The organism is Paenibacillus sp. FSL R10-2788 (genome assembly GCF_038003885.1).
Classification (GTDB): domain Bacteria; phylum Bacillota; class Bacilli; order Paenibacillales; family Paenibacillaceae; genus Paenibacillus_AQ; species Paenibacillus_AQ odorifer.
The window spans coordinates 4,791,385-4,814,387 of record NZ_JBBOQA010000001.1 but is presented as its reverse complement, the minus strand read 5'-3'; the positions used below and the strand labels follow the sequence as shown (position 1 = coordinate 4,814,387).

22 protein-coding genes and 1 pseudogene are annotated in these 23,003 nt (G+C 35.4%); 13 read left to right on the top strand and 10 right to left on the bottom strand.

Annotated elements, in window-relative coordinates; genetic code table 11:
* Positions 1-33: 33 nt before the first annotated feature.
* The 4 genes from spo0A (at position 34) to NSQ50_RS21470 (ending at position 3,842) form a co-directional block, all read left to right on the top strand.
* Complete coding sequence (gene spo0A / locus NSQ50_RS21485; RefSeq protein ID WP_036682806.1) at positions 34-849, top strand: sporulation transcription factor Spo0A; 816 nt, start codon at positions 34-36, stop codon at positions 847-849.
* Positions 850-1,031: 182 nt separating this feature from the next.
* Positions 1,032-2,006, top strand: coding sequence for a tyrosine-type recombinase/integrase (locus tag NSQ50_RS21480; RefSeq protein ID WP_076141579.1), 975 nt, complete (start codon positions 1,032-1,034; stop codon positions 2,004-2,006).
* Between the two features lie 509 nt (positions 2,007-2,515).
* Positions 2,516-3,385, top strand: coding sequence for a hypothetical protein (locus tag NSQ50_RS21475; protein WP_076223542.1), 870 nt, complete (start codon positions 2,516-2,518; stop codon positions 3,383-3,385).
* Positions 3,366-3,842, top strand: coding sequence for a hypothetical protein (locus NSQ50_RS21470; protein WP_076223538.1), 477 nt, complete (start codon positions 3,366-3,368; stop codon positions 3,840-3,842). The genes NSQ50_RS21475 and NSQ50_RS21470 overlap by 20 nt, the downstream gene beginning before the upstream one ends.
* A gap of 744 nt (positions 3,843-4,586) precedes the next feature.
* Here the strand turns inward: NSQ50_RS21470 and NSQ50_RS21465 are convergent.
* The 4 genes from NSQ50_RS21465 to NSQ50_RS21450 all read right to left on the bottom strand — a co-directional run bounded on the left by NSQ50_RS21465 (position 4,587) and on the right by NSQ50_RS21450 (position 8,320).
* On the bottom strand, positions 4,587-6,284 hold the full coding sequence (locus NSQ50_RS21465) for an AIPR family protein (protein ID WP_076223536.1): 1,698 nt from the start codon (positions 6,282-6,284) through the stop codon (positions 4,587-4,589).
* A gap of 311 nt (positions 6,285-6,595) precedes the next feature.
* Entirely contained in the window at positions 6,596-6,991 is a 396-nt protein-coding gene (locus NSQ50_RS21460) for a hypothetical protein (RefSeq protein ID WP_076141575.1), read from the bottom strand.
* Positions 6,991-7,740, bottom strand: a complete 750-nt coding sequence (locus NSQ50_RS21455; protein WP_076223613.1) for an abortive infection family protein — start codon at positions 7,738-7,740, stop codon at positions 6,991-6,993. The genes NSQ50_RS21460 and NSQ50_RS21455 overlap by 1 nt, the downstream gene beginning before the upstream one ends.
* Positions 7,741-7,978: 238 nt before the next feature.
* Positions 7,979-8,320, bottom strand: coding sequence for a restriction endonuclease (locus NSQ50_RS21450; protein WP_076141574.1), 342 nt, complete (start codon positions 8,318-8,320; stop codon positions 7,979-7,981).
* Between the two features lie 707 nt (positions 8,321-9,027).
* Between NSQ50_RS21450 and NSQ50_RS21445 the strand changes: the two genes are divergently transcribed.
* Positions 9,028-10,872, top strand: a complete 1,845-nt coding sequence (locus tag NSQ50_RS21445) for an NACHT domain-containing protein (RefSeq protein WP_076141573.1) — start codon at positions 9,028-9,030, stop codon at positions 10,870-10,872.
* Positions 10,873-11,340: 468 nt separating this feature from the next.
* On the opposite strand, the gene NSQ50_RS21440 is transcribed toward NSQ50_RS21445, so the two are convergent.
* Together NSQ50_RS21440 and NSQ50_RS21435 are read right to left on the bottom strand one after the other, a co-directional pair.
* Positions 11,341-11,832 carry a GIY-YIG nuclease family protein gene (locus tag NSQ50_RS21440; protein WP_076141572.1) on the bottom strand — a complete coding sequence of 164 codons (492 nt, stop codon included), beginning with the start codon at positions 11,830-11,832 and terminating at the stop codon, positions 11,341-11,343.
* 66 nt (positions 11,833-11,898) lie between these two features.
* Complete coding sequence (locus tag NSQ50_RS21435; RefSeq protein WP_076141571.1) at positions 11,899-12,093, bottom strand: hypothetical protein; 195 nt, start codon at positions 12,091-12,093, stop codon at positions 11,899-11,901.
* Positions 12,094-12,753: 660 nt separating this feature from the next.
* On the opposite strand from NSQ50_RS21435, the pseudogene NSQ50_RS21430 reads away from it, so the two are divergent.
* From NSQ50_RS21430 to NSQ50_RS21415, 4 genes and pseudogenes are all read left to right on the top strand, one after another.
* A pseudogene (locus NSQ50_RS21430) lies at positions 12,754-12,879 on the top strand (sporulation initiation factor Spo0A C-terminal domain-containing protein); the annotation flags it as partial.
* Positions 12,880-13,598: 719 nt separating this feature from the next.
* Positions 13,599-13,961, top strand: a complete 363-nt coding sequence (locus tag NSQ50_RS21425) for a hypothetical protein (RefSeq protein WP_340949711.1) — start codon at positions 13,599-13,601, stop codon at positions 13,959-13,961.
* Entirely contained in the window at positions 13,946-14,758 is an 813-nt protein-coding gene (locus NSQ50_RS21420; RefSeq protein WP_340949709.1) for a YrpD family protein, read from the top strand. The genes NSQ50_RS21425 and NSQ50_RS21420 overlap by 16 nt, the downstream gene beginning before the upstream one ends.
* A 60-nt stretch (positions 14,759-14,818) precedes the next feature.
* On the top strand, positions 14,819-15,262 hold the full coding sequence (locus tag NSQ50_RS21415) for a stalk domain-containing protein (protein WP_076141569.1): 444 nt from the start codon (positions 14,819-14,821) through the stop codon (positions 15,260-15,262).
* 365 nt (positions 15,263-15,627) lie between these two features.
* Here the strand turns inward: NSQ50_RS21415 and NSQ50_RS21410 are convergent, their stop codons facing one another.
* From NSQ50_RS21410 to NSQ50_RS21400, 3 genes are all read right to left on the bottom strand, one after another.
* Positions 15,628-16,482: an IS3 family transposase gene (locus NSQ50_RS21410; RefSeq protein WP_340900762.1), complete on the bottom strand. Its 855-nt coding sequence runs from the start codon at positions 16,480-16,482 to the stop codon at positions 15,628-15,630.
* 20 nt (positions 16,483-16,502) lie between these two features.
* Positions 16,503-17,192 carry a helix-turn-helix domain-containing protein gene (locus NSQ50_RS21405; RefSeq protein ID WP_340900311.1) on the bottom strand — a complete coding sequence of 230 codons (690 nt, stop codon included), beginning with the start codon at positions 17,190-17,192 and terminating at the stop codon, positions 16,503-16,505.
* Between the two features lie 163 nt (positions 17,193-17,355).
* Positions 17,356-19,098, bottom strand: a complete 1,743-nt coding sequence (locus tag NSQ50_RS21400; RefSeq protein ID WP_076146975.1) for an ABC-F family ATP-binding cassette domain-containing protein — start codon at positions 19,096-19,098, stop codon at positions 17,356-17,358.
* Between the two features lie 386 nt (positions 19,099-19,484).
* On the opposite strand from NSQ50_RS21400, the gene NSQ50_RS21395 reads away from it, so the two are divergent.
* From NSQ50_RS21395 to NSQ50_RS21380, 4 genes are all read left to right on the top strand, one after another.
* Entirely contained in the window at positions 19,485-19,958 is a 474-nt protein-coding gene (locus tag NSQ50_RS21395) for a hypothetical protein (protein WP_076223001.1), read from the top strand.
* Between the two features lie 416 nt (positions 19,959-20,374).
* A complete protein-coding gene (locus NSQ50_RS21390) occupies positions 20,375-21,151 on the top strand; it encodes an RNA ligase family protein (protein WP_076223003.1) in 777 nt (258 codons plus the stop codon).
* 38 nt (positions 21,152-21,189) lie between these two features.
* On the top strand, positions 21,190-21,543 hold the full coding sequence (locus tag NSQ50_RS21385) for a cyclic-phosphate processing receiver domain-containing protein (RefSeq protein WP_076223005.1): 354 nt from the start codon (positions 21,190-21,192) through the stop codon (positions 21,541-21,543).
* 339 nt (positions 21,544-21,882) lie between these two features.
* Entirely contained in the window at positions 21,883-22,278 is a 396-nt protein-coding gene (locus tag NSQ50_RS21380; RefSeq protein WP_076223007.1) for a DUF488 domain-containing protein, read from the top strand.
* Between the two features lie 276 nt (positions 22,279-22,554).
* Here the strand turns inward: NSQ50_RS21380 and NSQ50_RS21375 are convergent, their stop codons facing one another.
* Positions 22,555-22,974, bottom strand: a complete 420-nt coding sequence (locus NSQ50_RS21375) for a hemerythrin domain-containing protein (RefSeq protein ID WP_076223009.1) — start codon at positions 22,972-22,974, stop codon at positions 22,555-22,557.
* Between the last annotated feature and the right edge of the window lie 29 nt (positions 22,975-23,003).

Genomic DNA, 23,003 nt, shown 5'->3' with positions numbered 1-23,003 from the left:
GAATAGCAGATATAATTAAGGAGGAAGCAGCCAGTGCAGAATATTGAAGTGTTGTTGGCCGATGATAACAGGGAATTTACGAATTTGCTTTCCGAGTACATTTCTGAGCAAGAAGATATGACCGTAACGGGTATCGCCTACAATGGTGAAGAAGTGCTTCAAATGCTTAGCGAAGCGCGTAAAATTCCCGATGTTCTTATTCTTGATATCATCATGCCGCATTTAGACGGCCTAGGTGTATTGGAACGTCTACGTGATATGGATCTGAATCCTCAACCGAAGATCATCATGCTGACTGCTTTTGGTCAGGAGAACATCACTCAAAGAGCTGTACAGCTTGGTGCATCCTATTATATTTTGAAACCGTTCGATATGGAGGTCCTGGCAAATCGTGTACGTCAGCTTGTCGGCTCTCAAGGCAGCATGAGCTCCTCCTCCAACATGTACAATTATTCGTCGACGTCCAGATCGAATGTAGTGCCGCTCTCTAAGGGCAAGAACCTCGACGCTAACATTACCTCGATCATCCATGAAATCGGTGTCCCAGCGCATATCAAGGGCTATCAGTACCTGCGTGAAGCGATCACCATGGTATATAACAATATCGAGATCCTTGGTGCGATTACGAAGACGCTCTACCCAGCAATCGCTGAGAAGTTCAAAACCACGCCTTCACGCGTAGAACGCGCGATCCGCCATGCGATTGAAGTGGCTTGGACACGTGGCAACATTGACTCCATTAGCCATTTATTCGGCTACACCATTAATATCTCCAAATCTAAGCCTACTAACTCGGAATTTATTGCCATGGTAGCGGACAAGCTGCGGATTGAGCATAAGGTTAGTTGAAAGGGTTAGGGGCAGTGCGGGGTAAGGGATTGTGGGTTGCTGGTAGGTGTTTATAGGTAACGTAAAGATACCGATAAATATCCGAAAAGGTGTGTTTAAAACCGATAAATGTTTTTGAGAAGAGCTATAAATACCGCTGTTTATTGGGTTTCCAAAAATCCAATGAAGGGCGGTTTTTTCTTGTGACTGATGTTGAATTTCAGATTGATAACTTTATGCTGTACTGTTCTTCCAGGAATCTTTCTCGCAAGACCTTGGCAAGCTATGAACAAACACTAAAATTGTTCGCAATGTATTTAAGTAATTCATTTCAGATTGAAGAGGTAGGAAAAGTTCAAACAGGTCACATACGGCAGTATGTTAAATACCTTCGGGAACGTGGAAAATATACCGTAGTAAATGATGAACTGACTAAGTCAAATAATTATCCAGATCATCGAAGTGATTATAAGAAAGAAATATCATCGACGACAATTGCCAATTATGTTCGGAATATTAAAGTTTTCTTTAATTACTTGTACGAAATTGAAAAAGAGATACCAAAGAACCCAGTTGCAACACTTGAGAATCCAAAGATGGAACGAAAAGTAAAAAAGACCTTAACTTCGGATGAACTTAAAAGTGTGCTGTCACAGTTCGATAACTCAACATTTTATGGGTATAGAAACTATGTGATCATGCGGTTGTTACTCGACACAGGTATGAGGACAAGTGAGTGTTTGTTCTTGATGCCTGAGCACATTGACTTCAAACATAAAAGTATTCATATTACTAATGCAAAGAACAAAAAAGAACGATTTGCATACTTTTCCTATAAAACGGCGAATGATCTTAAATATTGGTTGCGATACAAGGATCGATATTCAGAGAGTGTCTTCCTATTTCCAACCATAAGAGGAACACAACTTGAGGTTCGAAATTACGAGAGGGCTTTGAGGGAAGCAGGGCAGAAGGTCAACATAGATATTACTCCCCATCAATTGCGTAATAACTTTGCGAAATACTATATCCTCAATAATGGTGATTGGTTTAGTTTGTGCAGAATTCTCGGACATTCATCTGTTGAGGTCACCCAAAGAGCCTATTTGGATTTTACAGATGAAGAAATTGGAAGGAAATATCAAAAGCATAGTCCAATCACGTTCATGGAAATTTAATTTTAGAGAAAAATTTATTGTTGTTTGGAACGCCTTCTGACTGTTCTGTTTTTACATCAGAAGTAAAGTACCATACTGCTTAGAAAAGTAGATAATCTAACAAAAAGAGTTATGAAAAATTAATAACAGTTGGATAATTAGAGAAATATCTATAATTTATTTTACGCAAAGGCGGAATGTCATCTGGCTATTCGCCGCCTTTGCTATCTTTCAACAGAGAAGGAACATCATCTATCTACTTGTTGTGGGTCAAAGGAGGCCTGAGTGATATTGAAAACAACAATAGGTACTTGATCGTGAAACGCTTCAGAAGAGATGTTGACGAAGCGACAGCTTATCTTGATCATAATAATCATAAATTGAAATTGAATGTACTGTGACTTACAAAGGATAACTGGTCTGAATGGAAGAATAAGCCGCACAAGTTAGCAGATGTTAGAGTTCTTATAATTACACATCAGCGTTACGTTAATCTCTGTCTCGATGACGAGTTAAGAGAATGTTTCAAATTGAGAAGAAATGTATTGATAATAGATGAAAAAGTGAGTATGCCTACTTTTTCTTATTCGAAACGTCTTTATAATGAAGTTCGGGGTTACTTAGATAGATCGCTTCAGGGTCAATTGGATAAAGTCTGCTTAAAACTTGATTTAAAACTAGAGAAGCTTAAAGAGGATAGAATGCAGAATAAATGTGTCAGAGTAGAAATTGGGATTCATCCAAAAACTTTAACAAACTTCGAAAGCTTGATGCAAGCGAATAAAAATACCAATTCAATTCAATTGGACAATAAATATCAGAAGGATAATTTAACAGAAATGCTTAAGGGACTTCCTTTTTGGTATAGTGAAAGCTGTATCTACAACAATGGGAACATAAGCACGTTTGATCCAAAGTATCAACTTTGGGGTTTATATAACAATATCATCTTAGATGCTAGTGCTGGGATTGATGGTGCATACAGTAATAAGGATATTTTCACTGTAGTCGGACAAGAGCGGATAATAGACCATAGCAATTCGTTATTCACAATCGTAAATTTCAACACAAGTAGTTCAAATCTATTGGCAAACGAAGATGAGTTCTATCCTGAGATTTGCAAAATGATAAAGAAACGACATGCTCCTACTGATAAGACTCTCATTCTTTGTCATAAAGACAATGCAGTACAAATTCGAATGAAAATGTACGAAACTGGGATTGACTCTATATGCATTGGTGACGAATACAGTGATCAAGGGTATGCAATCAACTGGTTTGGTAATCTTATCGGTAGAAATGATTACTCTGATTTTACTCAGTGTTGGATACTTGGAACTCCAAACATTCCATACGATCAATACTTACTTATTGAAGTACATGATATACAACAGAACTGATTTGGGTAAGAAGTCACTAGATATTCATTCTGGTAGATTTAAAAATGATGAATTTAAGTCATTTCAAACAGGCTATATCGCTGCTGAATTGTATCAAAGTATAAAACGTATTCAACGAAACGAGATGCCTAGCGGACAATTTTTCATCGTCAACAGTGACAGTGCCATCGTTGATGATGTGCTTGGGCAAATAAAAGGCTCAAGTAACAGAGAATACATGAAGCTAGGGTTTAAGGAAAAGCAAGCTTCATCCAAAGTCGTTGCGCCTGACAGAGTTGATCAATTGATTGAACATCTTAAAGGCTTACCAGCAGGGAAGTATTCTAAAGCTGAGATTATTGAAAGAATGGGTTTATCAAGAAGTAACTTCGGTAAACTACTTAAGAATAGTAGGTTTGTAGCTAATGAAACAGCTGGTTATTTTAGGTCAATCAACAAAGCTATACATGTCTATTAGCATTTCTTCTCAAGTCGTACTCTTTATCTTTATATAGAGGGGAGTACGAATTGGAGTGAATAATAAAGAAAGTATATTGGATTTTGGGATGCTATTTTTCGGAAAGTTAAGGCATAGTTTAGGGGGAGTAGTATCTAACCAGCCCTGAGGGGGTGTGGGGGTGGTGCGGCAGGTGCTATGTTGTTTATGTTCTGCGAGCGAAGCGAACTAGAACATAAACAACATAGCAGTTGGTTTAGCACCCCCACTATTGTTGGGTATAGCGAATCAATATGTGATTAATTGTGAACGTTACATAAAGTCCTGTCGCTTCGCTCCTATCGTGCCGTTGGCAATCTTGCATCGACATCTATGTTTTATGCGAAATTATGCAAAGAAGATCAGGAAGAATACAGAAGAGAGATAGAAGCAGAACTGAGGGCTGAATTTGAAGCAAAAATGAGAGCAGAGCGGGCTTCTGAAATGAGAGCCAATAGAGATTGGGAATAGATTCTTCAGGTGAAGACATCTGGGGGGAATTGTTGAATAGAACGTGTCTATCACTTGTATTAAATAAAATCCATCCTGTGTTAAAGGATGGATTATATAAATTCCACTTCATTCTTTTTATAACCGTATTCTTCGCAAACTGCTTGTTACCCTTGAAGCCTTCTTCAGAAATCGGCATAGTAGCAAAGGGATTGTGAAATATCTTGAACCTATATCAGAAGCCATTTTCCAATATTCTATTTCAACCATAATGTACTACAAGGAATTTTCTTTTTTGATTTTATTTACTTCATCAACTAGAGATTCGCATTTTCTTACATTTTTAAATAATGTAGGTACTACAGCTGAATTTCCAAATAGATCATTGAGACACTGGTAAATCAAATCGTAATTTAATGTTACTCGTGCAGTAAAGTCAAACATATTTATGTATGAATCGAATTCATAATTAGGGTTTTTGAATAAGTTTAATGGCATCTCTTGAAATACTAAATGAGCAATTATCCTGTTACCATGTACAGATATACTGTATTCTCTATTTTGTTTGAAAATAGAGACTTCTTGGATTGCATCATCAAGTTTTCTTTGTATTTGAACGCAACGCCAAACATAAATACCTGAAACACTCGGGTTAAATAGAGCAGTGTAAGGGGCTTTCTCGATACTTTCCCACAGTTTACCAATTTCTCTTTTCAATTGTACAGTGATGCTTGGTTTATTGTTAGCACAAGCAAGAGCAGTGGTACTGTCCGCTAGGTCAAATGATTTTTCTTTTTTATTCTGTGTCTCTGTTCTCATAATATAGTATGAGATTTTATCTATGGCTAGTTCGGTTTGGATACGGCTTTGTTCTGGATCTAAGGCTACAAAATCCCTGTTCTCTATTTTATTCTGTTTATTATTATTTTTCGTTATATTCTTACCAAATTCTTCATCAGTATTTTCAAGTGAAATTATTCGTACCTGTACAAAAAGGTTCTCTAATTTTCCGCCTTTATTTTTTAATACAGCAAATTTTCCTATTGTTCCAACGGTTTGAGCACCATTTACAATGCTTACATCCTCACACCTAAAGTGACCAAAAGAATTGTCACCACCACCTAAGGCAGATTTTACTATTGATTTGCAAATAATAGTTATACCATTATTGTAGTACCAAAAATTATTTGGCTCTTTTTCTATTGTAGTTCTGATTTCTCTGTTTATTTCAGTATCACCAATTAATTCACGTAAATTTTTCGTGAATAATCTGTTATCATATTTATTCCACCATTCTGAAATCTCAAGCCCATTTACTTGTCCATAATATGCCTTTAAAGGTTCCTCTTTTTTCCCCCATTCCTTTAGACCAATTTCCAAATTTATTGGCTCCCCAGAGATACCAATTTTTAATGAATCATGCAATCGAGTTTGGTTCATTATTGTGGTTGATAAAATATCGTTAGCGTCATTCATTTCATTCTCGAAATTCTCGAAATCACGCTTTGAAAGCTCTGATAAATTTATCCCAGTATACGCTAATACCACTTGGATTTTTATATTGAAATCTCCGATAGCCTTCATAATTAAATTAGAAAGATTCTGTACTTTTTTATTGAAAACATTGAACTCAAAATTGACTAAGTCTCTTGTCCCTGAGATGAATTTTTTAATATCGCCATTTTCAGGTTCACCAGTACCATTGCTTATCCATTTGGATTGGACAATATATAAAATCTTCATTTTTTCATCATAAAAAATACCGTCAATGCCATTGTCATTAGAGCCATCAACCACAAATTTACTTGCTGTACTCGGATCAACTTGTGCCAGGTTTTGAATTGTATAGGCTGTTAATGCTCTTGTTAGGAAAAAGTTTGCATTTTCATCTGGGTTACAGTCAGATAGATCAATAAGACCATTATATACACTGTTTAAATAATTTTTAATTTGTGTCACATGAATAATACTCATCTAGACAACTCCTTAATAGTAAATTCTGAATTTGCCATTGGTAAAACTTAATTATAATTTCATGATGGTGAATAAACTGATTACGGTAAAGTTTGATGATATTGCCGACCCTTGGATCATTGCAGATTAGACTAGGACACTACGGCAGTCAGAGACTTGTTACATCTACCGTTAAGGTTGTTTATTAATATTAATTGTACTGCTTGATGTCTATTAAAAACAGGCATATTCTCGTTAGCGACCTAACGTGATTACCGAATGTGCCGTATATGAAACCGTAGTTTTATGTATACAACGAAAAACTAATATCCTCAATCTTCTTCTAAAATGAATAGACGATTGTTCTCATTTTTAATATCATTACTCTCATAGCAGGATTCACAACATGCAATGGAATCAGCATCAATTTCTTCCAATGACAGAACGAAACTAGTAGTGTTCGAATGACAAAGTACACAATTAATACCTTCACTGTGTCTGAATACAGCAAGATCAATTTTTTGATTCACATGAATATCTAGTAGTTCTTCCTCCGAAAGGATTTTTGTTTCGTATCCAACATCCGCTCGAATCGTTGCTACAAACTTGTTACATTTTGGACAACTTATGTCTTCGTTATCCTTGAACCCACGTAGGATAAAAGCTTGAACTTCGAAATAACAACCACAGTCACATTTCAGGTAATTGTATTCCACTTCTCTACTCATTACGATTCCACCTCTGTATTATAGTTTTTATCTACTTTGTTTTGTTCTTCCCATGTTGAGAACAAAAAGTCAGCCATTGCCCCAGCTAGGTTCACAGCAAGTTGGGCATGACGCTTTGAAGGTTTTATTGTCCTCTGATTACGTCCATGTGCATCACCCAGTTTATTACGTACAGAGCCTAATCCATGAATAACAGAAGCACAACCTCCTAGGATTTGCTTAAATATTTCTTCTGTATGATTATCAGGAGCGAGGTTTAATGCTGTTTGTACGCCTTTATATAACTGAGGTAATTCCCATTTTTCCTCATACTTTATTGCTGTTTGAACCATAATGAATTTACAGACACTCTCCAATAGAGTACGAGCCATCGTGATTGCACCTTCTGGGTCAGTCTCACGTCTTTCAAGAGATTTTGTCCATGCTTCTTGAATATAAGAAGCATTAACTTTACCTATTAATGAGTCAGAAATAACACTATCTGCTGGGGACGATGAATCATTTTCAAGCATTTCTAAAAGATTATTGAAAGCGTCCCGTAGATATTCTCTACGTCCTCTGTATGTCGGTGATACTTCGGTGATATGTCCCCAAAACTCGGACAAAGTACGGCAAGTAGAAACGAAACGTGGAAGGCTGTTTTTAATGCGATCGACCTTAATTAACTTTTCACGTAAAGAGCGATATTCCTGTTCATTAGAATCGCCACCTGTAGCCTTTGAAACCAACACGGTTTTTAATTTCTCCATATCAATAAGTAGTTCGTTAACCAGTCTCACCTCATAGTTCAATTATCTTTGATGATCATAACAGTAGATTCTTCCATTAAAACGTCTTTGTTTGGATAAGTAGTAATTCTTGATTTTGTTGGTGACTGGTTTTCCGCATTTGGTACATACAAATAAGTCCTCTTCTTGCTTGATGGGAACAGCAACAGTCGAAGTAGTTATAACATCAACTTGCTCCCTGTTCATTCACCTTAATTGTCTATGCTGCATTGACCTTCGACATCTTTTCAATTAACACATCTCTGTCCCATAACTTAACCCCAAGATGCTTTGCACTATCTCTAGCCTGCTCTGTAAATCTACTATTGGTTATGACCCATGTTTCGGCACAGCCATATATGTCTTTGCTCGTGTAAGCTTGCTGAATGGCTTCATAACCTACATTCTTCTTCCATCGTTTGGCTTGGATAACAACTTTCTTCGTTGCTGAGGACAGAATAAGATCAGCGCCATAGTCACCTTTGCCACCAGTGTGTTTCACTTGCCATCCTTGTCGTTTGAAAAAATGTTCCAAATAACGCTCAAACATCGTGACGCTCATTTTGTCAATCTCGTTGATATTTGCTTTTTTTTAATTTTTCTTGTACATAAGCAAGACGTAAGGTAATAGTTATTGTCAGCACAATGATAACGGCAATTAGTAATAGATTTAACCAAGAATCTCCTAATGATGCTCCATATTTGCTGAAGGTGAGATTGAATGCCAGTATAAAGGCACAGACTACAATTATCTGCATTGCCACTTCTATTAAAGAGGGTTCTTTTTTCGTCTTCTAGCCAATTTTTGCTGCTCCTATCAACTTGTATTATGGTAGTATATGTATAGGTCATTATAACTATCTTTGTAGATTAATGGAATACATGAAGTCGAAATAGAGTTAGAAGAAAATGCACTGGATATGAGCAAATATGATGATTTCGCAGTCAAGGTTATCAGATTGATAGTGATGAATAAGCTTAGAATCACTAATTGCATTGAACACTGTAGTTTTAGATGTATTTGCTGAAGAAATATAGGTACGCAAAGTAAGATAGCCCAAAGCATGCGTTTTGGGCTTATATTAAGTGAGTATGGTGTAAGAGATCAAAGAGGTTAATGATGTTGAATATATTAAATTTTAGAGTGCCAAGTGTATTAAGGAGAGTGTAATTTATATGAAATTCTAATGTTGAGAGAACACATATAAATTATCAGGGTAGATAAAGTATTAAATTTATGAATTTATAATTTAGTAGGAGTGAATAGACGTGGATGTAGAGTTGGCTAAGTTTGGTGTAGAAATATTCGAGAGAAATATTGAAAGAATCGTAAAAGGTATATTTCAAATCTCTAAAAATAAAGGGAATTCGAAAGATGTTGAGTGTGGAGAGGCATTTCAGAATTATTTAAATAATGCTTATGCTAAGTATAGTAAGATTAAAACTATATTATACAATAGAGAATCTGTATTTCTAAAGGATTTTTATGTTAGTCAGAGCCTTACTTTCAATGGTCAACGTATAGAGACTGAGAGTATAAAAAAGTTATTAAGAATGGGCAATTACTTTATCATAACTGGTACTGGTGGTATTGGGAAAACAACTTTTATGAAAAATGCGTTTATGAATATTATTTTAGAGACTGATCGTATTCCGCTTTTTATTGAGTTGAAGGATATGAATGGAAGAGAACTAAACTTATTGGATACTATTTATAAATCATTGAATAATTTAGGTTTTGATCTAAGCCAAGAGTATTTAGAAAAATCATTATTATTAGGAAAATTTGTATTGTTTTTTGATGGTTTTGATGAAATAGAGAATGTTAAAAGAGAAAAGGTAAAGAGAGAACTATTAGAATTAACAGATGTATATAAAGATAATAAATATATTGTCTCGTCAAGAAATAGTAATGAGTTCAGTGAATGGATATCATTCAAGGAGATGGATATAGATTTATTAAGTTTAAGTCAAGCAAAAACAATGATAGAGAAACTAGAGTATGATAATGATACAAAAATAGAATTTATCAAAGCGTTAGAAGATTCTCTATTCAAAACACATTATTCTTTTGCATCTATACCATTGTTGTTAACAATAATGTTTCTCACTTTTAATCAACATGCTGATATTCCTGAAAAAAAACATGAGTTTTATGAAGCTGCTTTTGATGTTCTTTACTCAAAGCATGATGCTACAAAAGGACTAAAGAGAGATAGATTCACTTCTCTTTCTATTACAGAATTTAAAAGAATATTAAACTATATTTCTCTTTTTAGTTACTTAGAAGATGAAATATCATTTAATAATACTAAACTTATTGAATATATTTCTACTGCAAAAGCATTAGAAGAAAAAGAATTTAACGAAGATGATTATAAAGAAGACCTGCTCAAATCAGTTTGTATACTAATTGAAGAAGGGTTTAGTTATAAATATTCACATCGATCATTTCAAGAGTATTTTGCTGCAAAATGTATAGAGGTTTTACATGATGATGGAAAAAAGGAAGTATTACTCAGGCTATTTGAGGATAAACCTTTTAGTATAAAACAAGATATAGTTTTTAAAACACTATTCGATATAAATCGCAATATACTTGAACAGGGATTGTTTATTAGATTACTTAACGAATTTTTCGAAGGCATTAATGCGCCTACGGAAAAAGAAAAATTACTTCTTTTTTTAGAAACTTTATATTCATCTATTAATTTGGAATATGGGCTTATAGGATATGAAGATATTCTTGATGAAAAAGACGCAATTTCTTTCACTCAAAAAAACAGTATGAGTCGATATCATATGCTTCTCACATTTCTTATTGATAACTATTCAAATATTGTAGAATATCCTCCTAAGCCAAATGTTAATGAAATGCGAGAGGATGTTAGCATCATGAAGCTATATTATGAAGATGAAGAAGCTGTTAATCATGGTGAGTATAAAATTGGTTTCAATAAAATCAAACAAATACCTGATTTAACTCAATTTGTCATTAGACAGTCTCAATATAGGTTGTGGGAGATGAGATGTTTAGAGTTAATACATACCAAAATAAAAGAATCTTTAGATAAGAACAAATATCTTGATAGTCTATTTAAAAAAAGAAATTAAGTAGTGTTAAACGTCAATACTTCATAGTTTCCTGTATGAAAATACATCGTCCCCCTATTTTTTTTGCAAGATATATACAAATGGAAGCAATTAGGGTGTCGCAAAATTGGTGTTTTGCGACATTCGATAATTAAAGCGAGATTAAAGGTATTTCGTTATGTATTTTTATTTATGTTTTTGTATTTTATATTCATTTAAAGTAATAAGAGAACTGATCAGGTGTTTCAAAACCAATGATATACAGAGAGTTAGCGAAACGGAAAGTAGGTACAGAGCCTTCAAATTGAGGTCTTTTTTGTTTGGATAAATTGCGGTAGGGTAGGGGGGAGTGGTTTCGAGTATTAGAAACTAATTGAGATTCTAGAAAGTGGTAGGCACTTCAGCCGATCGAAAAAGTTTGCTTTATATCACGCTTGTTCCTAACAGCAGCCACGATCAAACGTGTTGCTGTCTAAATGTTTCATAATTTTAATAGGTGTATACAAGCTTTTTATTATTTTTTGGTTTAAGAGTGTTGATCAGAAATAACTCGTAGATGTCTAAGTCTTCTTCAAAAGGAACAAAGCGACCATGGATTACAATAGCTTCATCCATAAGATCAAAATCCGAAGTATACTTGTGTTCTTGCATTCTTTCTCTAAATGATATGGTTTTCCCCACATACTGTAATGAATCGCTTTTATAAATGCAGTATACTATTCCACCTTGGAACATGTCGTAATTATGAAATATTCTATGTGCAGTAGTGGAAAAATGTGGTTTTGTAATTGTAAGAAATAATGAAGAGAGCGGTATAATGCTTTTCTTTTGAATGCATTCAGTCCGCAATTCTATCTTATCCATCCAGTCCCCATTTAGGGTGATCTCATTGACTTGTACCTTTTGATAGTGATTCCCTACCCGACGCTTCATATACCAATCGTGCTCGTTATGCATGTCGGTATTCAGATTTTTACCCATTCTTTTTAGTCTCCATTATCAAATTTTAGTGTGAGGTATAAATAGTAGTCTCATTTTTAATACTGATTAATTGTCCTTATTAGCCTCCTTAGACATTTCTGTATACATTTCTGTCCATTCATGTTCAGTAGCCCATTCATCGTCTGGTTTGATCGTCTTGGGCTGTGCATCGGAGATTTCACGAACAGTTTCTTTGTGTTCTTCGATAAACCTTTTGAAAGCAACGTTACGTTCATTCTTACTTTTCTGATCTTCGGTCATTTGCTTCACCCCCTCTCATTAAGCTTAAAGCCAGAAGGAAGTATTAACGGTAACGGTGTTTTAGTCGTTAGTGTCATTTCTTTATCTTTGCTCTCTGAAGTAATTCGGATGCAGTCTTACGTCTCGTCTGACTTTCTTCAGGTGATAATATACTTCTCGTTCTTGAAGATATGCTATCTTCACGGTACTTCTTTCTTCCTCTGTTTCACAATCAGATTCAAAATTGTTTATCTGTATTTCCGCATTTGAATCAATCGTTATAAGACCCCAACTGTGAAATTTGTTTAGAAGGTACTGAACATCATATTCGACATGGTATTCAATGTATAGTTCTCCTTCGAAGCATTTTACGAATATAAATACAAAATAAAATAAACATAAAAAGTTAAATATGGAAACAAGCGTAATATATAATGAAGGTTATTCTTTAGATTAACGGATAGTAAATACAAAGCTTATATTGAGAGAAGACAGTGCACCTAGCTTGAAGGATAGGTTGGATAAGTTGTGTATTTGGTAAAATTGGAATTTGTATAAGGAATGTAGTATAGTGGAAATGAAAATAAACCAACCAATATTTTAACTGGAAGCCAATAAATAGCTTTGAGCGCCTTTATTTACATTTAATTGGAAAGTCGTTAAACCCTTACGGCTCTAGGTGGCAACATCGACTCCATTAGCCATTTATTCGGCTACACCATTAATATCTCCAAATCTAAGCCTACTAACTCGGAATTTATTGCCATGGTAGCGGACAAGCTGCGGATTGAGCATAAGGTTAGTTGAAAGGGTTAGGGGCAGTGCGGGGTAAGGGATTGTGGGTTGCTGGAAGGTGTTTACAGACAGTATATAAAAACCGATAGACTTGTTTTGAATCCGATAAACTTTTTCCATCTCACCCGATAAACCTTTTTGGTTTATTGGGTTTTGTTTTTGTAGGAAAAGAGATGGAGGATTTGTATGGAGTTATCGGATTTGGAGTTTTTTTTAGAAGACTTTTTAGATTGTCAAAACAAGAATTTATCACGTAAGACCGTTAACTCTTATGAACAATTTTTAAAGTTAATTCTTAAAGAATCAGCATGATGTGAATAAGGAGAATTATTTAAAAATCCTGTTGAGAATATCTCACAAATAAAAACTGTAAGAGGATAGAAAAGGGGATATGTTAAGAAGAGTTTAATTGATTATTTAAGCACTGTTTCTTATAGAGGAAGCGAGATTGCGATAAAACCACTTAATGATTCAAAATATCTGCTGAGTTTTCACCCGAAGCAATCTGCAAAGTAGCTCTGATTTCACTGATTTCTTTACGATGAAATTGGGCTTTTATTATATAGCGAATTAAGAAAAAAATTTAGGATTTAATATATTGACTATTAGATAATAATATAGCGAAAATCGCATTATTATAGTCAAAAATACAAAATATTACAAGGGAATATATTCTATTTTATTTATCTGATATGACATACAATTATCTCATTCCAAAAGGAGGTAATTATATGAATTATAGTAAAAAAATATTAACTAGTCTTCTTATTTCAAGTTTTGCGGTTTTCCCTGTTTCAGCTTTTGCTGACGACACATTACCAACTTCAAGTCTGGAGTTGGCAGAGATTAATGTGGTGCATCAAGAGACTCAAAAGGTTGCCGATTATCAACTTGCTGCCGTACTACAAATTGCTAAAAATGCTGTTGAAGAAGAAAGAGATAGTAAAGTAGCTTTTGCAAAAAGTGCTGACCAAACTACTTATGATTACATTACTTTCGATGAACAATATACTTATTTTTATGAAGAGTCGGCTAATGCTGCCCCAGAATTATGGGTAGTAGATAAGACAGATACTATGTGGAAAGTCTTCTAGCGGGAAATGTTAATGAATTTAATGAGGCTAACAGTATTAACGTCGCTCCTAGAGCTGGATTTATTGGGGATGGTGTAGGCGGTAGAATGAATGTTAATACTACTGGTAGCTATCTTATGGCACTAATGCAACTACCATTAGCGGACAGTAATATAGTGAGTCTGGATAGACCGAATCATATTGCTTTTAACTATGGTGGATTTGAATATACTACGACTGTTACCGATGGTATTGGTTCTTGGGCAGCTGACATGGGTGTGGAACTTTATAATAATTTAGGGCCAAGTGCTACGTCTTATGGATGGAAACCAGTAATAATTCTCAAGAAAAAAAATCGTCCATATGTAAGTGAGACAAATACAGGTTGGGATCAATATCAAAGCGCTACTTTCGATCCTAGCTATAATCAAGTACAAACAAAAAATGGTTATAAACCTGGCACAGCTCCATTAATGTATTTTTGGTACAATTATAATGGAAAAGTAAGAATCAAAATTGATGGAACATCTATTTGTCCAACACTCGGGGGCTATTCTCTTCAAGACACACCAAATATAACAATAATGGAATCAAATGCAAGCTGGAATATTGCCTCAATAAGCAGATGGAAACTGTTATCAACTGTTTGGTCTAAAACTGATACAGGAAAAAATAGAACGACTTTTTCTAATATCAAAGTTGACGGAACACCTATTTCTAGCAGTGCATTATCAGGCCCACTGAACGATCATTCGAATGTCACTGTCAGTGGAAATAATGTAATTACAATTGTTGTAAATAGTGACATTTACAATTAAAATAATGGACAGTAGATACTTTTGTGTCTATTGTCCATTATTATTTAAAGGAGGAATCGTATGAAGGTAGTTTTTAAAGCAATCTTACTTACATCTGTTATTACGTTAATGCTAGGAGGGACTGGCGTAAACGCTTCACGCAGCAAGCCAGTCATTTACATTAATGATGAAAAGTTAGACATTTATGCAAATGTCACTTATCTTGGAACAACTCTTGTCCCTATGCGACCCATTTTTGAAAAGTATGGAATGTCGATTGAATGGGATAATAACACAAAAACTGTGACAGCATCAAAAGATAATAAAGTTATAGTGTTAACAAATAATTCTTATGATGCATTATTAAATGGAGAAAAAGTTGTATTAAATCAAGCACCATCACTTGAACCTACGAGTAATATCTTTTATGTAAATCTGAGATTTATTTCTGAAGCATTGGGGGCAAAAGTGAATTGGGAAAAAACAGAGAATGATGCTAAGATTCACATTGATTTTGCAAAGTAGTTTTTATTTATTATCATAAATATCAAATAATAAATGCCTACCGTTGATATGGAATGGCGTTTATTATTTGCGTTATATTATAAATTTGGTAGTAATTTAAAATGATTAGTTAGAAAATATCTCCTGCTTAAAGAACGTATGCTCGGTATATAATGCATATACAAAAAAAATATTCTATAAGGGGGATGTTGGCATAGATTTCTAATGATAAGTGAACCACTGTCCGCGGCAAGAGCTATCAACAAATCAATGCAGCAAAAAGACACTGAGAATCTGAAGTGCTCCCTGTCAAGTGGACAGTGTAAAAAACAAAAATAGTTAGTTTAGATACCTCAGTTCGTATTGCCAGAACTGAGGTATCTTCGTTATGCAGCTCGTCGGTATTCGCTAGGTGACAAGCCATCCAAACACTCTGTGTAGCGGTAATTATTGTAGTAGTGAATATATTTGCTAACCTCTGTAAGGACATCATCATAGGTGTCATACTTTGTAAGATAATAGCTTTCTGACTTGTATGTACCCCAAAAACGCTCAATAGGTTGGTTGTCCAAACACCGACTCACACGAGACATGCTTTTCTTAAATCCGTATTTTATATGAAGTCGGTTGTACTCATGAGACGTGTACTGGAAGCCTCTGTCGCTTTGTAAAAGAGGGGATACGCCAGGATTCTTTGCGTAAGCCCTCTTCAACGTATCCATCACGAGTTTATTGTTGTTAGAATGGCTTAATACCCATGAGACAATGGAATTATCATAGACATCAATAATAGCGCTCAAATAGGCTTTGCGCCCATTCCCGTACTTCAGTTCAGTCACATCTGTACACCATTTTGAATTAGGAGAATTGGCATCAAAGTTACGGTTCATTACATTTTCAGCTACATGGATCTCCGTAGCTTTCACATAACTTGCTCGTTTTCTGCGAATGACCGCTTTAAGCCCAAGAGCACACATGATTCGGTAATAACGCTTTTTGTTGTACTTCTTTTTGAGCTTTCGGTTTAATTGCGTACGCATTTGACGATAGCCAAGTATCCCTTTTCGCTTGTCATAACGAAGCTTTACTTCTTTGGCTAACGCACGAATTTCAAGTTCCATGCTAGAGGGTTTCCATTTTAACCACTTGTAATAGGCAGATCGAGCAACCCCAGCTAACGCACACAACTTCGTAATTGCGTGACCTTTTTCTTTGTTCAGTTCTTGAATCGCTTGATACAAGTTTACTTGCCGAACGAGGGTTAGCGTGTATTTCGTCGCTTGATCTCCGCCAACTTTTTTGCGAAGTCATTCTCCATCTCTAGGTATTCATTTCGCGCTTCTAGCTCTTTAATCCGTAGCTTAAGACGTTCATGCTCATCTAGTTCTTCTACAGGCTTTTTGCGACCGCGATTGTCCTGAAGAGCCTCCTCCCGGCCAGCTTGATATTTCCGAACCCATGCGTAAACTTGCTGATAAGATACTCCGTACTTTTCAATCGCTTTCTGATAATCCAATCCATTAGCGATGGTATATTGTGCAATTTCAATGCGTTCTTCGAAAGTTGTTTTACGTCCTTGGTTCATATGAGATAGTCCTTTTCCTGTATGTGTAGGTTTCAATTCTATCTCATTAGTATACTTGGTAATCCATTTTGTCAAAACACTTCTGCTTGAAATATAATGCTTGTTTGTCACCTCTTCAACGGAGCAACGACCAGACAACACTTCGTTAACAGCAGCAAGCTTCAATTCCTTTGGGTATGATTTCCATGTTCTCGATTCCCTCAACCCGTCCAAACCATCTGCTTTATATTTCCTAATCCATTCTCTAACTGTGTGTGAACTAAGACCTAGCTGCTTTGCCTCATAGTTTGGATTTGACTTGTGCTCAAGGCACAGCCCTACGACATGTAATTTTACTTTTAAAGATGTTGGACTTCTATTAGACATTAGAAAAACTCCCATCATTGTAGCAGTAGAAGTTTTTGTTTTTTCTACTGTCTACTATGATGGGAGCTTATCAATCTATTCATCAGTGTCTTTTTTGTGGATACTTTTCCACCAACATTTTATTTCATCGTTCTTGTAATCATTTCATTCAGAAGGTTGGAATTTAAAGTAACTTAATCAGCTCTTCTAGCTCGTCAACCATACCTTTCGCAAGTTCAAAATTATTGTCTTTTAAAGCTAATTCTATTTTCATTTCAACTGCTTTTTTATTTTGTTCATTTTCTAAATAATCTTTATCAAAATGACTGGCATAAATCATCTTTCTGAATTTTCGCATACTCATTTTTCTAATCGTCTTCTCGTCAATGATTAGTACATAATCCATACCATTTACTACGGAATAGAAATCATGAGAAATCATGAGAATCGCACCTTTATAGTCTTCAATGGCTTTCTCCAGTGCGATTTGTGTATAGGTGTCTAAATGGCTTGTCGGTTCATCAAGAAGCAATAAGTTTGCTTTGCTAGCAGAAACTTTTGCCAATTGCAGTATATTTTTTTCGCCACCAGATAAAGATTCTATCTTTTGATTAAGAATTTCTCCTTCAAAGCCATAGTTTGAAAGATGTGCTCTAATCTCGTCATAAGTTGCAAACCCGGCATCGATGAAGTCTTCTAGTATGGTATTAGAATCCTTTAGCACTTCGTCTTGAAGCTGAGAAAGATAAGCCACTTTAATATCAGAATTCATTTTAATTGAATCATGATTATTTTTAAAGATATCTCGGAGTAAAGTCGTTTTCCCGGTACCGTTTGGACCGATAAGGGCTACTTTATCTGTAGGTTTCATCTCAAAGTTAACATTTTCTAAAATCAACTCATCAAAGGAAACACTATAATTATTCACATTTAAAACAGTGATGTCTTCTTCAAATTCATTGTCCACACCAAAACTGATTTTTGGTTGCTTAATATCAACGAATGGCGCTTTAATTTTTCGCGCTTCCAATCTTTCTTGAAACTTAACCCTAGCTTTTAACGCTCTCCCTCTAGATGCTTCTGAATTATAGGTTGCGATCGCTCTAAGATTATCAATAATGTTATCGTATCTCTCTATCTCTTCTTGTTCAGCGACTGCGATTTCTTGTAACTCAATTTTCGTCTGAAGTAATGAGAAGTTATACTCAATATATCGCCCATCGAACTCTTGGATCTCCATATTTTCAAGGTGTATAATTTTGTTAAAACAATGATTCAATAGATAACGGTTATGCGTAACCACTAGCAATATTCCTTTGTGAGCATTAATAAGATTTTTAAGTGCATTTAGGTTTTCAAAATCTAAAAATACATCGGGCTCATCCATAATCATTAAGTCTGGATTAGTCAGCATTTCCTTCATCACTTGAATAAGCTTGAATTCCCCACCACTTAGGTCGGATACCCTAGCATCTTTTAGTTTCAAGAGGTTGGCTAAATTTAGTTTCTTATTAATATTGCTTTCAAAATCATTTCCATCCATTAAATCAAAGGCATCTAGAGCTAATTGATACTTTTCGAGTAATGAATCAATATCTGATGATGTTTCCATTTCAGTGAGAATAGCTGTTATTTCATTTTGTATCTTAATAAATTCTTCTCCTATATATTCAAAAACGGTTGTTTCTTTAGATTTGTCTAGTTGCGAAAACTGACTTACATACCCAATTTTGCAGGTTGGGTCCATCTCTAGCTTGCCTTCGAACAAATATTTTTCTGGATCCATTAGTATATCGATCAGTGTACTTTTACCACTGCCGCTTGTTCCTATAAAAGCGCAATGTTGTGCCTCTTCAAGCGTAAATGAAATGTTTTTATATAGTTCTTTTTGCGGGAATGCGAAGGATAAGTTATCAACTTTTATCATAGTGTTACCTTTCTTAACTAAAAATAGTGACTATTATAAGATGTATTGAAGAGCACAGATTTTGAGTTTACCGTTGATAGAGTAACACTGTTTACAAGCAACTTCAATCATTTCGCATTAAAGGTGTTAAAATCATCTGATAATACAATCTTACAGACTATTAAATTATGGTCATAAAACCTATAAATACCTTATGGCTACAACTCGGAATTTATTGCCTTGGTAGAAGATAAGCTGCGGAAAATATTCCATTTAATGTTATAGTGGATTTAGTAAGAATAAATCCTTTGTTTTTTTTAAGATACGTACATGCTTGAATTTATTAAGGAGAATCATAGCTACAGATGTAAATAACTTAAGTGTAATATTAAAATTATGGAGGGAATATGAAATTTCATTTGAGATATGTAATTCTATCTTTTTGTGTACTATTCTTTTTGTCAGGATGTAGCTGGAATGCAATCACTGAAAAAGAATTAGATAAATTTATCGAACGTGAAAATTTGGATTATGTTTCTATACAAAAGTTAAACGACGAGGAATATTACATTTTTAGCTTGCCCTATATTTATATTTATCGTAGTGCTTCTGACTATACTAAATCTACGGGTATGATACGAGATGAGATAGTTATTGGTGGTTTGGAGAAAGGTTCGATTGGACTTGTAATTAATAATACGCAAGTTTTAAAAGATGCTAAAACATTTTCAGTAGTGATTGACAGTAAAACTCGTGAGTATGAATATACAGGTGGAAAATATCTAATTATAAAAGATAGTAGAATTTGGAATCCGACTGCCCAATTAAAAATTATTTTCTCAAATGATGAAAACGAAACAATATTTGAATCAGATTATTAAAGAAGATTTATTAGTTTTTTACAACTATTTTCATGTTCTTATTTTGCTGATTTTCTATTACATGAGTATCACTTGAAAATACATATAAGAACCCTCTTTGCTGCTCCAACATTACCATTAACGGATGATGAAAAGAATGGGTAGAAGATTATGAAAATATTAATTTGTCGTATTAGTGAATGTAACGTATTGAAGGTATAAACCTCATGCGTAAACCACAAAGTGATTTCGTAGATTCTGATGATACCTATCTTCAAAATTAAATTGAAACAAATAAGGAGAACTCTTTATGACAATCCCATCAGGAATAACATGTGAACACGTAATCAGTGGTAAAATATTCCTTGAATATCTTTGGTTTATGTTTATAAGAGCAAGAGTCATATAAACTGAATTTGAAAGTGGGAGAATAGTTTATGGATTTAAAGAAAATTAATTCTTTAACAAAGTACCCTAGCATTCTTACATATCATCAACTAGGTGAACGAGGTCGGTTAAATGATGTTTTAACGGAGTCAAGAGGCTTCGCAGAATTAGACGATATTTTTGTTTACGAAAAAGTTGATGGTGAAAATTCAAGGATCATTTTATTGAAAAATGATGTTAATGAAGTTGATTATCTAATTGGTTCCAGAGAAGAATTGTTATATGCAAAAGGAGATAGAATCGGTAATCCTTATGGGAACATTGCGGAATTTCTTAAGCCGTTAGCAGAAAAAGTAATTGCAGATATCTTTCCTAAGGCTGACTGGGCATTAACCGTAATTTATCAGGAATCTTATGGAGGAAAAACTAAAGCATCCAAGAACTATTCTGACAGAAAAACTCAAGGGTATCGTGTATTTGATATGTTCTCCTTGAATAAGGATGAATTATATAGACTTCTTAAGTTATCGCAGGAGAAAATTGCGGTGTGGCGTGATCACGGAAATCAACCATTTTATGATGAAATTGAGAAGAAGAGATTTATTGAAAGCATGGATTTGCAGTCCGCACCACTTCTTGAAACCATAAAGGGTTCCGAGTTTCCAACTTCTCTTGAGAGTACATATTCTTATTTAAAAAGATTCGAGAATACTCAAGTAGGAATCGACGCAACAGGCAAATCAGAAGGAATCATTGTTAGAACAACGGATCGTAAACAAATTAGAAAAATACGGCTTGAAGATTATGAAAGAACGTTTAGAAAGTAATAGAAAAATAAACATTTTGCCAAAAATTGAGGTTCGATATGATAAATGTTTATCTTGATGACTTACGAGACTGTCCAGAAGGATTCACCTTGGCAAGGACATTTGAAGATGCTGTTAAACTATTTGAAAATAATGAAGTGAATATCCTAACTCTTGACCATGATTTAGGTGAAGGCGCCGATGGAATTGAACTAAAGAATGGGTATGATTTCGTAAAATACTTTTGTGAGTATGGTTTAAGGGCGAATAAGATATATCATCATACGGATAATCCTGTAGGAAGAAGGAATATGTACGAGACCTTATTGGCTGCTCAACGTAGAGGTTTTATAAATGAAGATATAGAAATTTACTATTATCCCGTAACCGTTAATAAATATAGTGGAGATTAATAAGAGGATTCTTTATTATGGAATGAAGCTATTAGTACGAAACAATAAAAAAACGGAGTGGGATAATATTATTAGTTCTTTTAGCAACGATGGATATGATAATAGTTCTGACCAGTAAATGCAATTCTGTGAGGCTCTTCTACATGGTTTAGGATTTAATCGGCAATCAACCTGCTTACGGTACCACATTCCCTCCAAGTTACTGTCCTTGGCAGGAAAATTTGTTCCATGGTATATTCAGTGTACTAAGAAATCGCTCTTTTGGAATAGCTGACCGCACGTTCGATACAGCAATTGGACAACGGTCCGTTCCAGTATGGATGCCAGGAGGGAGACTACATGTTGGAGAATACCTGCCGCAATTTAGATGAACATCAGTACTCTATATGTCTGAAGCGGATTTATGAGCCGGCGGATCCGGAGGACGGGTACCGGATACTGGTGGACAGGCTGTGGGCACGCGGAATTACGAAACCACAGGCGGCATTAGACGAATGGATGAAGGAGATTGCTCCAAGCCCGGAGCTGCGCAAATGGTTTGACCACATGCCGGAGCGTTTTGCGGCATTCAGTGACCGTTATATCCGGGAACTGGAGGAAGATCCGACGCGCGTGAGACTTGCAGCGACAATCCGTGAACGGGTGCTGAAACAGGATGTTACGTTGGTATATGCCGCGAAAGACCCAATACATAATCATGCGAATGTATTATATAAATGGCTGCTTTCCAGATAAAAAGCACACGGATCTCCCCCGAATCGTTAAGGATTTCGAGGGAGGCCCGTGTGCTTTTTTTAATAAATAAAATTAGATGCTGGGTGAATAGATTCATAATCAAATTGTTGTTCAATTGGAGTGCGGTCCGAAAAACTCATAATGAATTTGCTCTTCTTTCATCCCGAGCCTGGGCAGTTCGCCAATCATCGCTTCCATTGTTGGGCGAATACACGCTGCAAGAATTACTGATTAACAAAGCTGATTTGCGTGCCATCCTGCAAGCTAGAAATGAGGTCACGCCTCCTCAAACAGAAGACGTTCTTCATCCCGGCTATGAATCGCGTTCACAACCAGCAGCGCGTGGAACTGGTGAAGCACCTCCGGAGTGAGGCCTTCTTCCGCAAGCAATGCTTTGACATCTTTTACTATAATCCGCAATAATTCATGATCACGTGTAAGCCCAAGAACTGCGTCTTGCAGGTTAGGATTCTTCCGGGCCATTTCCTGGTAGAACCCGTCTTCCTCCGCGTCAGCATGGCTGATAATCCGCGTCTCCCAGTACTCAATTAGATGTTCGGCGGCCTGATGCGCCACTTCAAATTCCTTCGCTTCCAGCAGTTCTTCCACTTCTTCGGTCTTGGCTACAGCGCCGGAGAGCCCGCCCTGATGAATGGCATGGTGGGCATGCAACTGGCGTAGTGAGGGTCCTGGCATGTTGCTTCATCCTCCCGTTTTTCGAAAAT

What these genes read in the sequence shown, in the direction of transcription:
- NSQ50_RS21470 (WP_076223538.1), top strand. Translation starts at nt 3,366, where the DNA reads ATGATATACAACAGAACTGATTTGGGTAAGAAGTCACTAGATATTCAT.
- NSQ50_RS21395 (WP_076223001.1), top strand. Translation starts at nt 19,485, where the DNA reads ATGAAATTTCATTTGAGATATGTAATTCTATCTTTTTGTGTACTATTC.
- NSQ50_RS21455 (WP_076223613.1), bottom strand. Translation starts at nt 7,740, where the DNA reads ATGGAGAAATTAAAAACCGTGTTGGTTTCAAAGGCTACAGGTGGCGAT.
- NSQ50_RS21380 (WP_076223007.1), top strand. Translation starts at nt 21,883, where the DNA reads ATGTTGGAGAATACCTGCCGCAATTTAGATGAACATCAGTACTCTATA.
- NSQ50_RS21435 (WP_076141571.1), bottom strand. Translation starts at nt 12,093, where the DNA reads ATGACCGAAGATCAGAAAAGTAAGAATGAACGTAACGTTGCTTTCAAA.
- NSQ50_RS21465 (WP_076223536.1), bottom strand. Translation starts at nt 6,284, where the DNA reads ATGAGTATTATTCATGTGACACAAATTAAAAATTATTTAAACAGTGTA.
- NSQ50_RS21460 (WP_076141575.1), bottom strand. Translation starts at nt 6,991, where the DNA reads ATGAGTAGAGAAGTGGAATACAATTACCTGAAATGTGACTGTGGTTGT.
- NSQ50_RS21390 (WP_076223003.1), top strand. Translation starts at nt 20,375, where the DNA reads ATGGATTTAAAGAAAATTAATTCTTTAACAAAGTACCCTAGCATTCTT.
- NSQ50_RS21385 (WP_076223005.1), top strand. Translation starts at nt 21,190, where the DNA reads ATGATAAATGTTTATCTTGATGACTTACGAGACTGTCCAGAAGGATTC.
- NSQ50_RS21425 (WP_340949711.1), top strand. Translation starts at nt 13,599, where the DNA reads ATGAATTATAGTAAAAAAATATTAACTAGTCTTCTTATTTCAAGTTTT.
- NSQ50_RS21400 (WP_076146975.1), bottom strand. Translation starts at nt 19,098, where the DNA reads ATGATAAAAGTTGATAACTTATCCTTCGCATTCCCGCAAAAAGAACTA.
- NSQ50_RS21415 (WP_076141569.1), top strand. Translation starts at nt 14,819, where the DNA reads ATGAAGGTAGTTTTTAAAGCAATCTTACTTACATCTGTTATTACGTTA.
- NSQ50_RS21450 (WP_076141574.1), bottom strand. Translation starts at nt 8,320, where the DNA reads ATGAGCGTCACGATGTTTGAGCGTTATTTGGAACATTTTTTCAAACGA.
- NSQ50_RS21375 (WP_076223009.1), bottom strand. Translation starts at nt 22,974, where the DNA reads ATGCCAGGACCCTCACTACGCCAGTTGCATGCCCACCATGCCATTCAT.
- NSQ50_RS21440 (WP_076141572.1), bottom strand. Translation starts at nt 11,832, where the DNA reads ATGGGTAAAAATCTGAATACCGACATGCATAACGAGCACGATTGGTAT.
- NSQ50_RS21405 (WP_340900311.1), bottom strand. Translation starts at nt 17,192, where the DNA reads ATGTCTAATAGAAGTCCAACATCTTTAAAAGTAAAATTACATGTCGTA.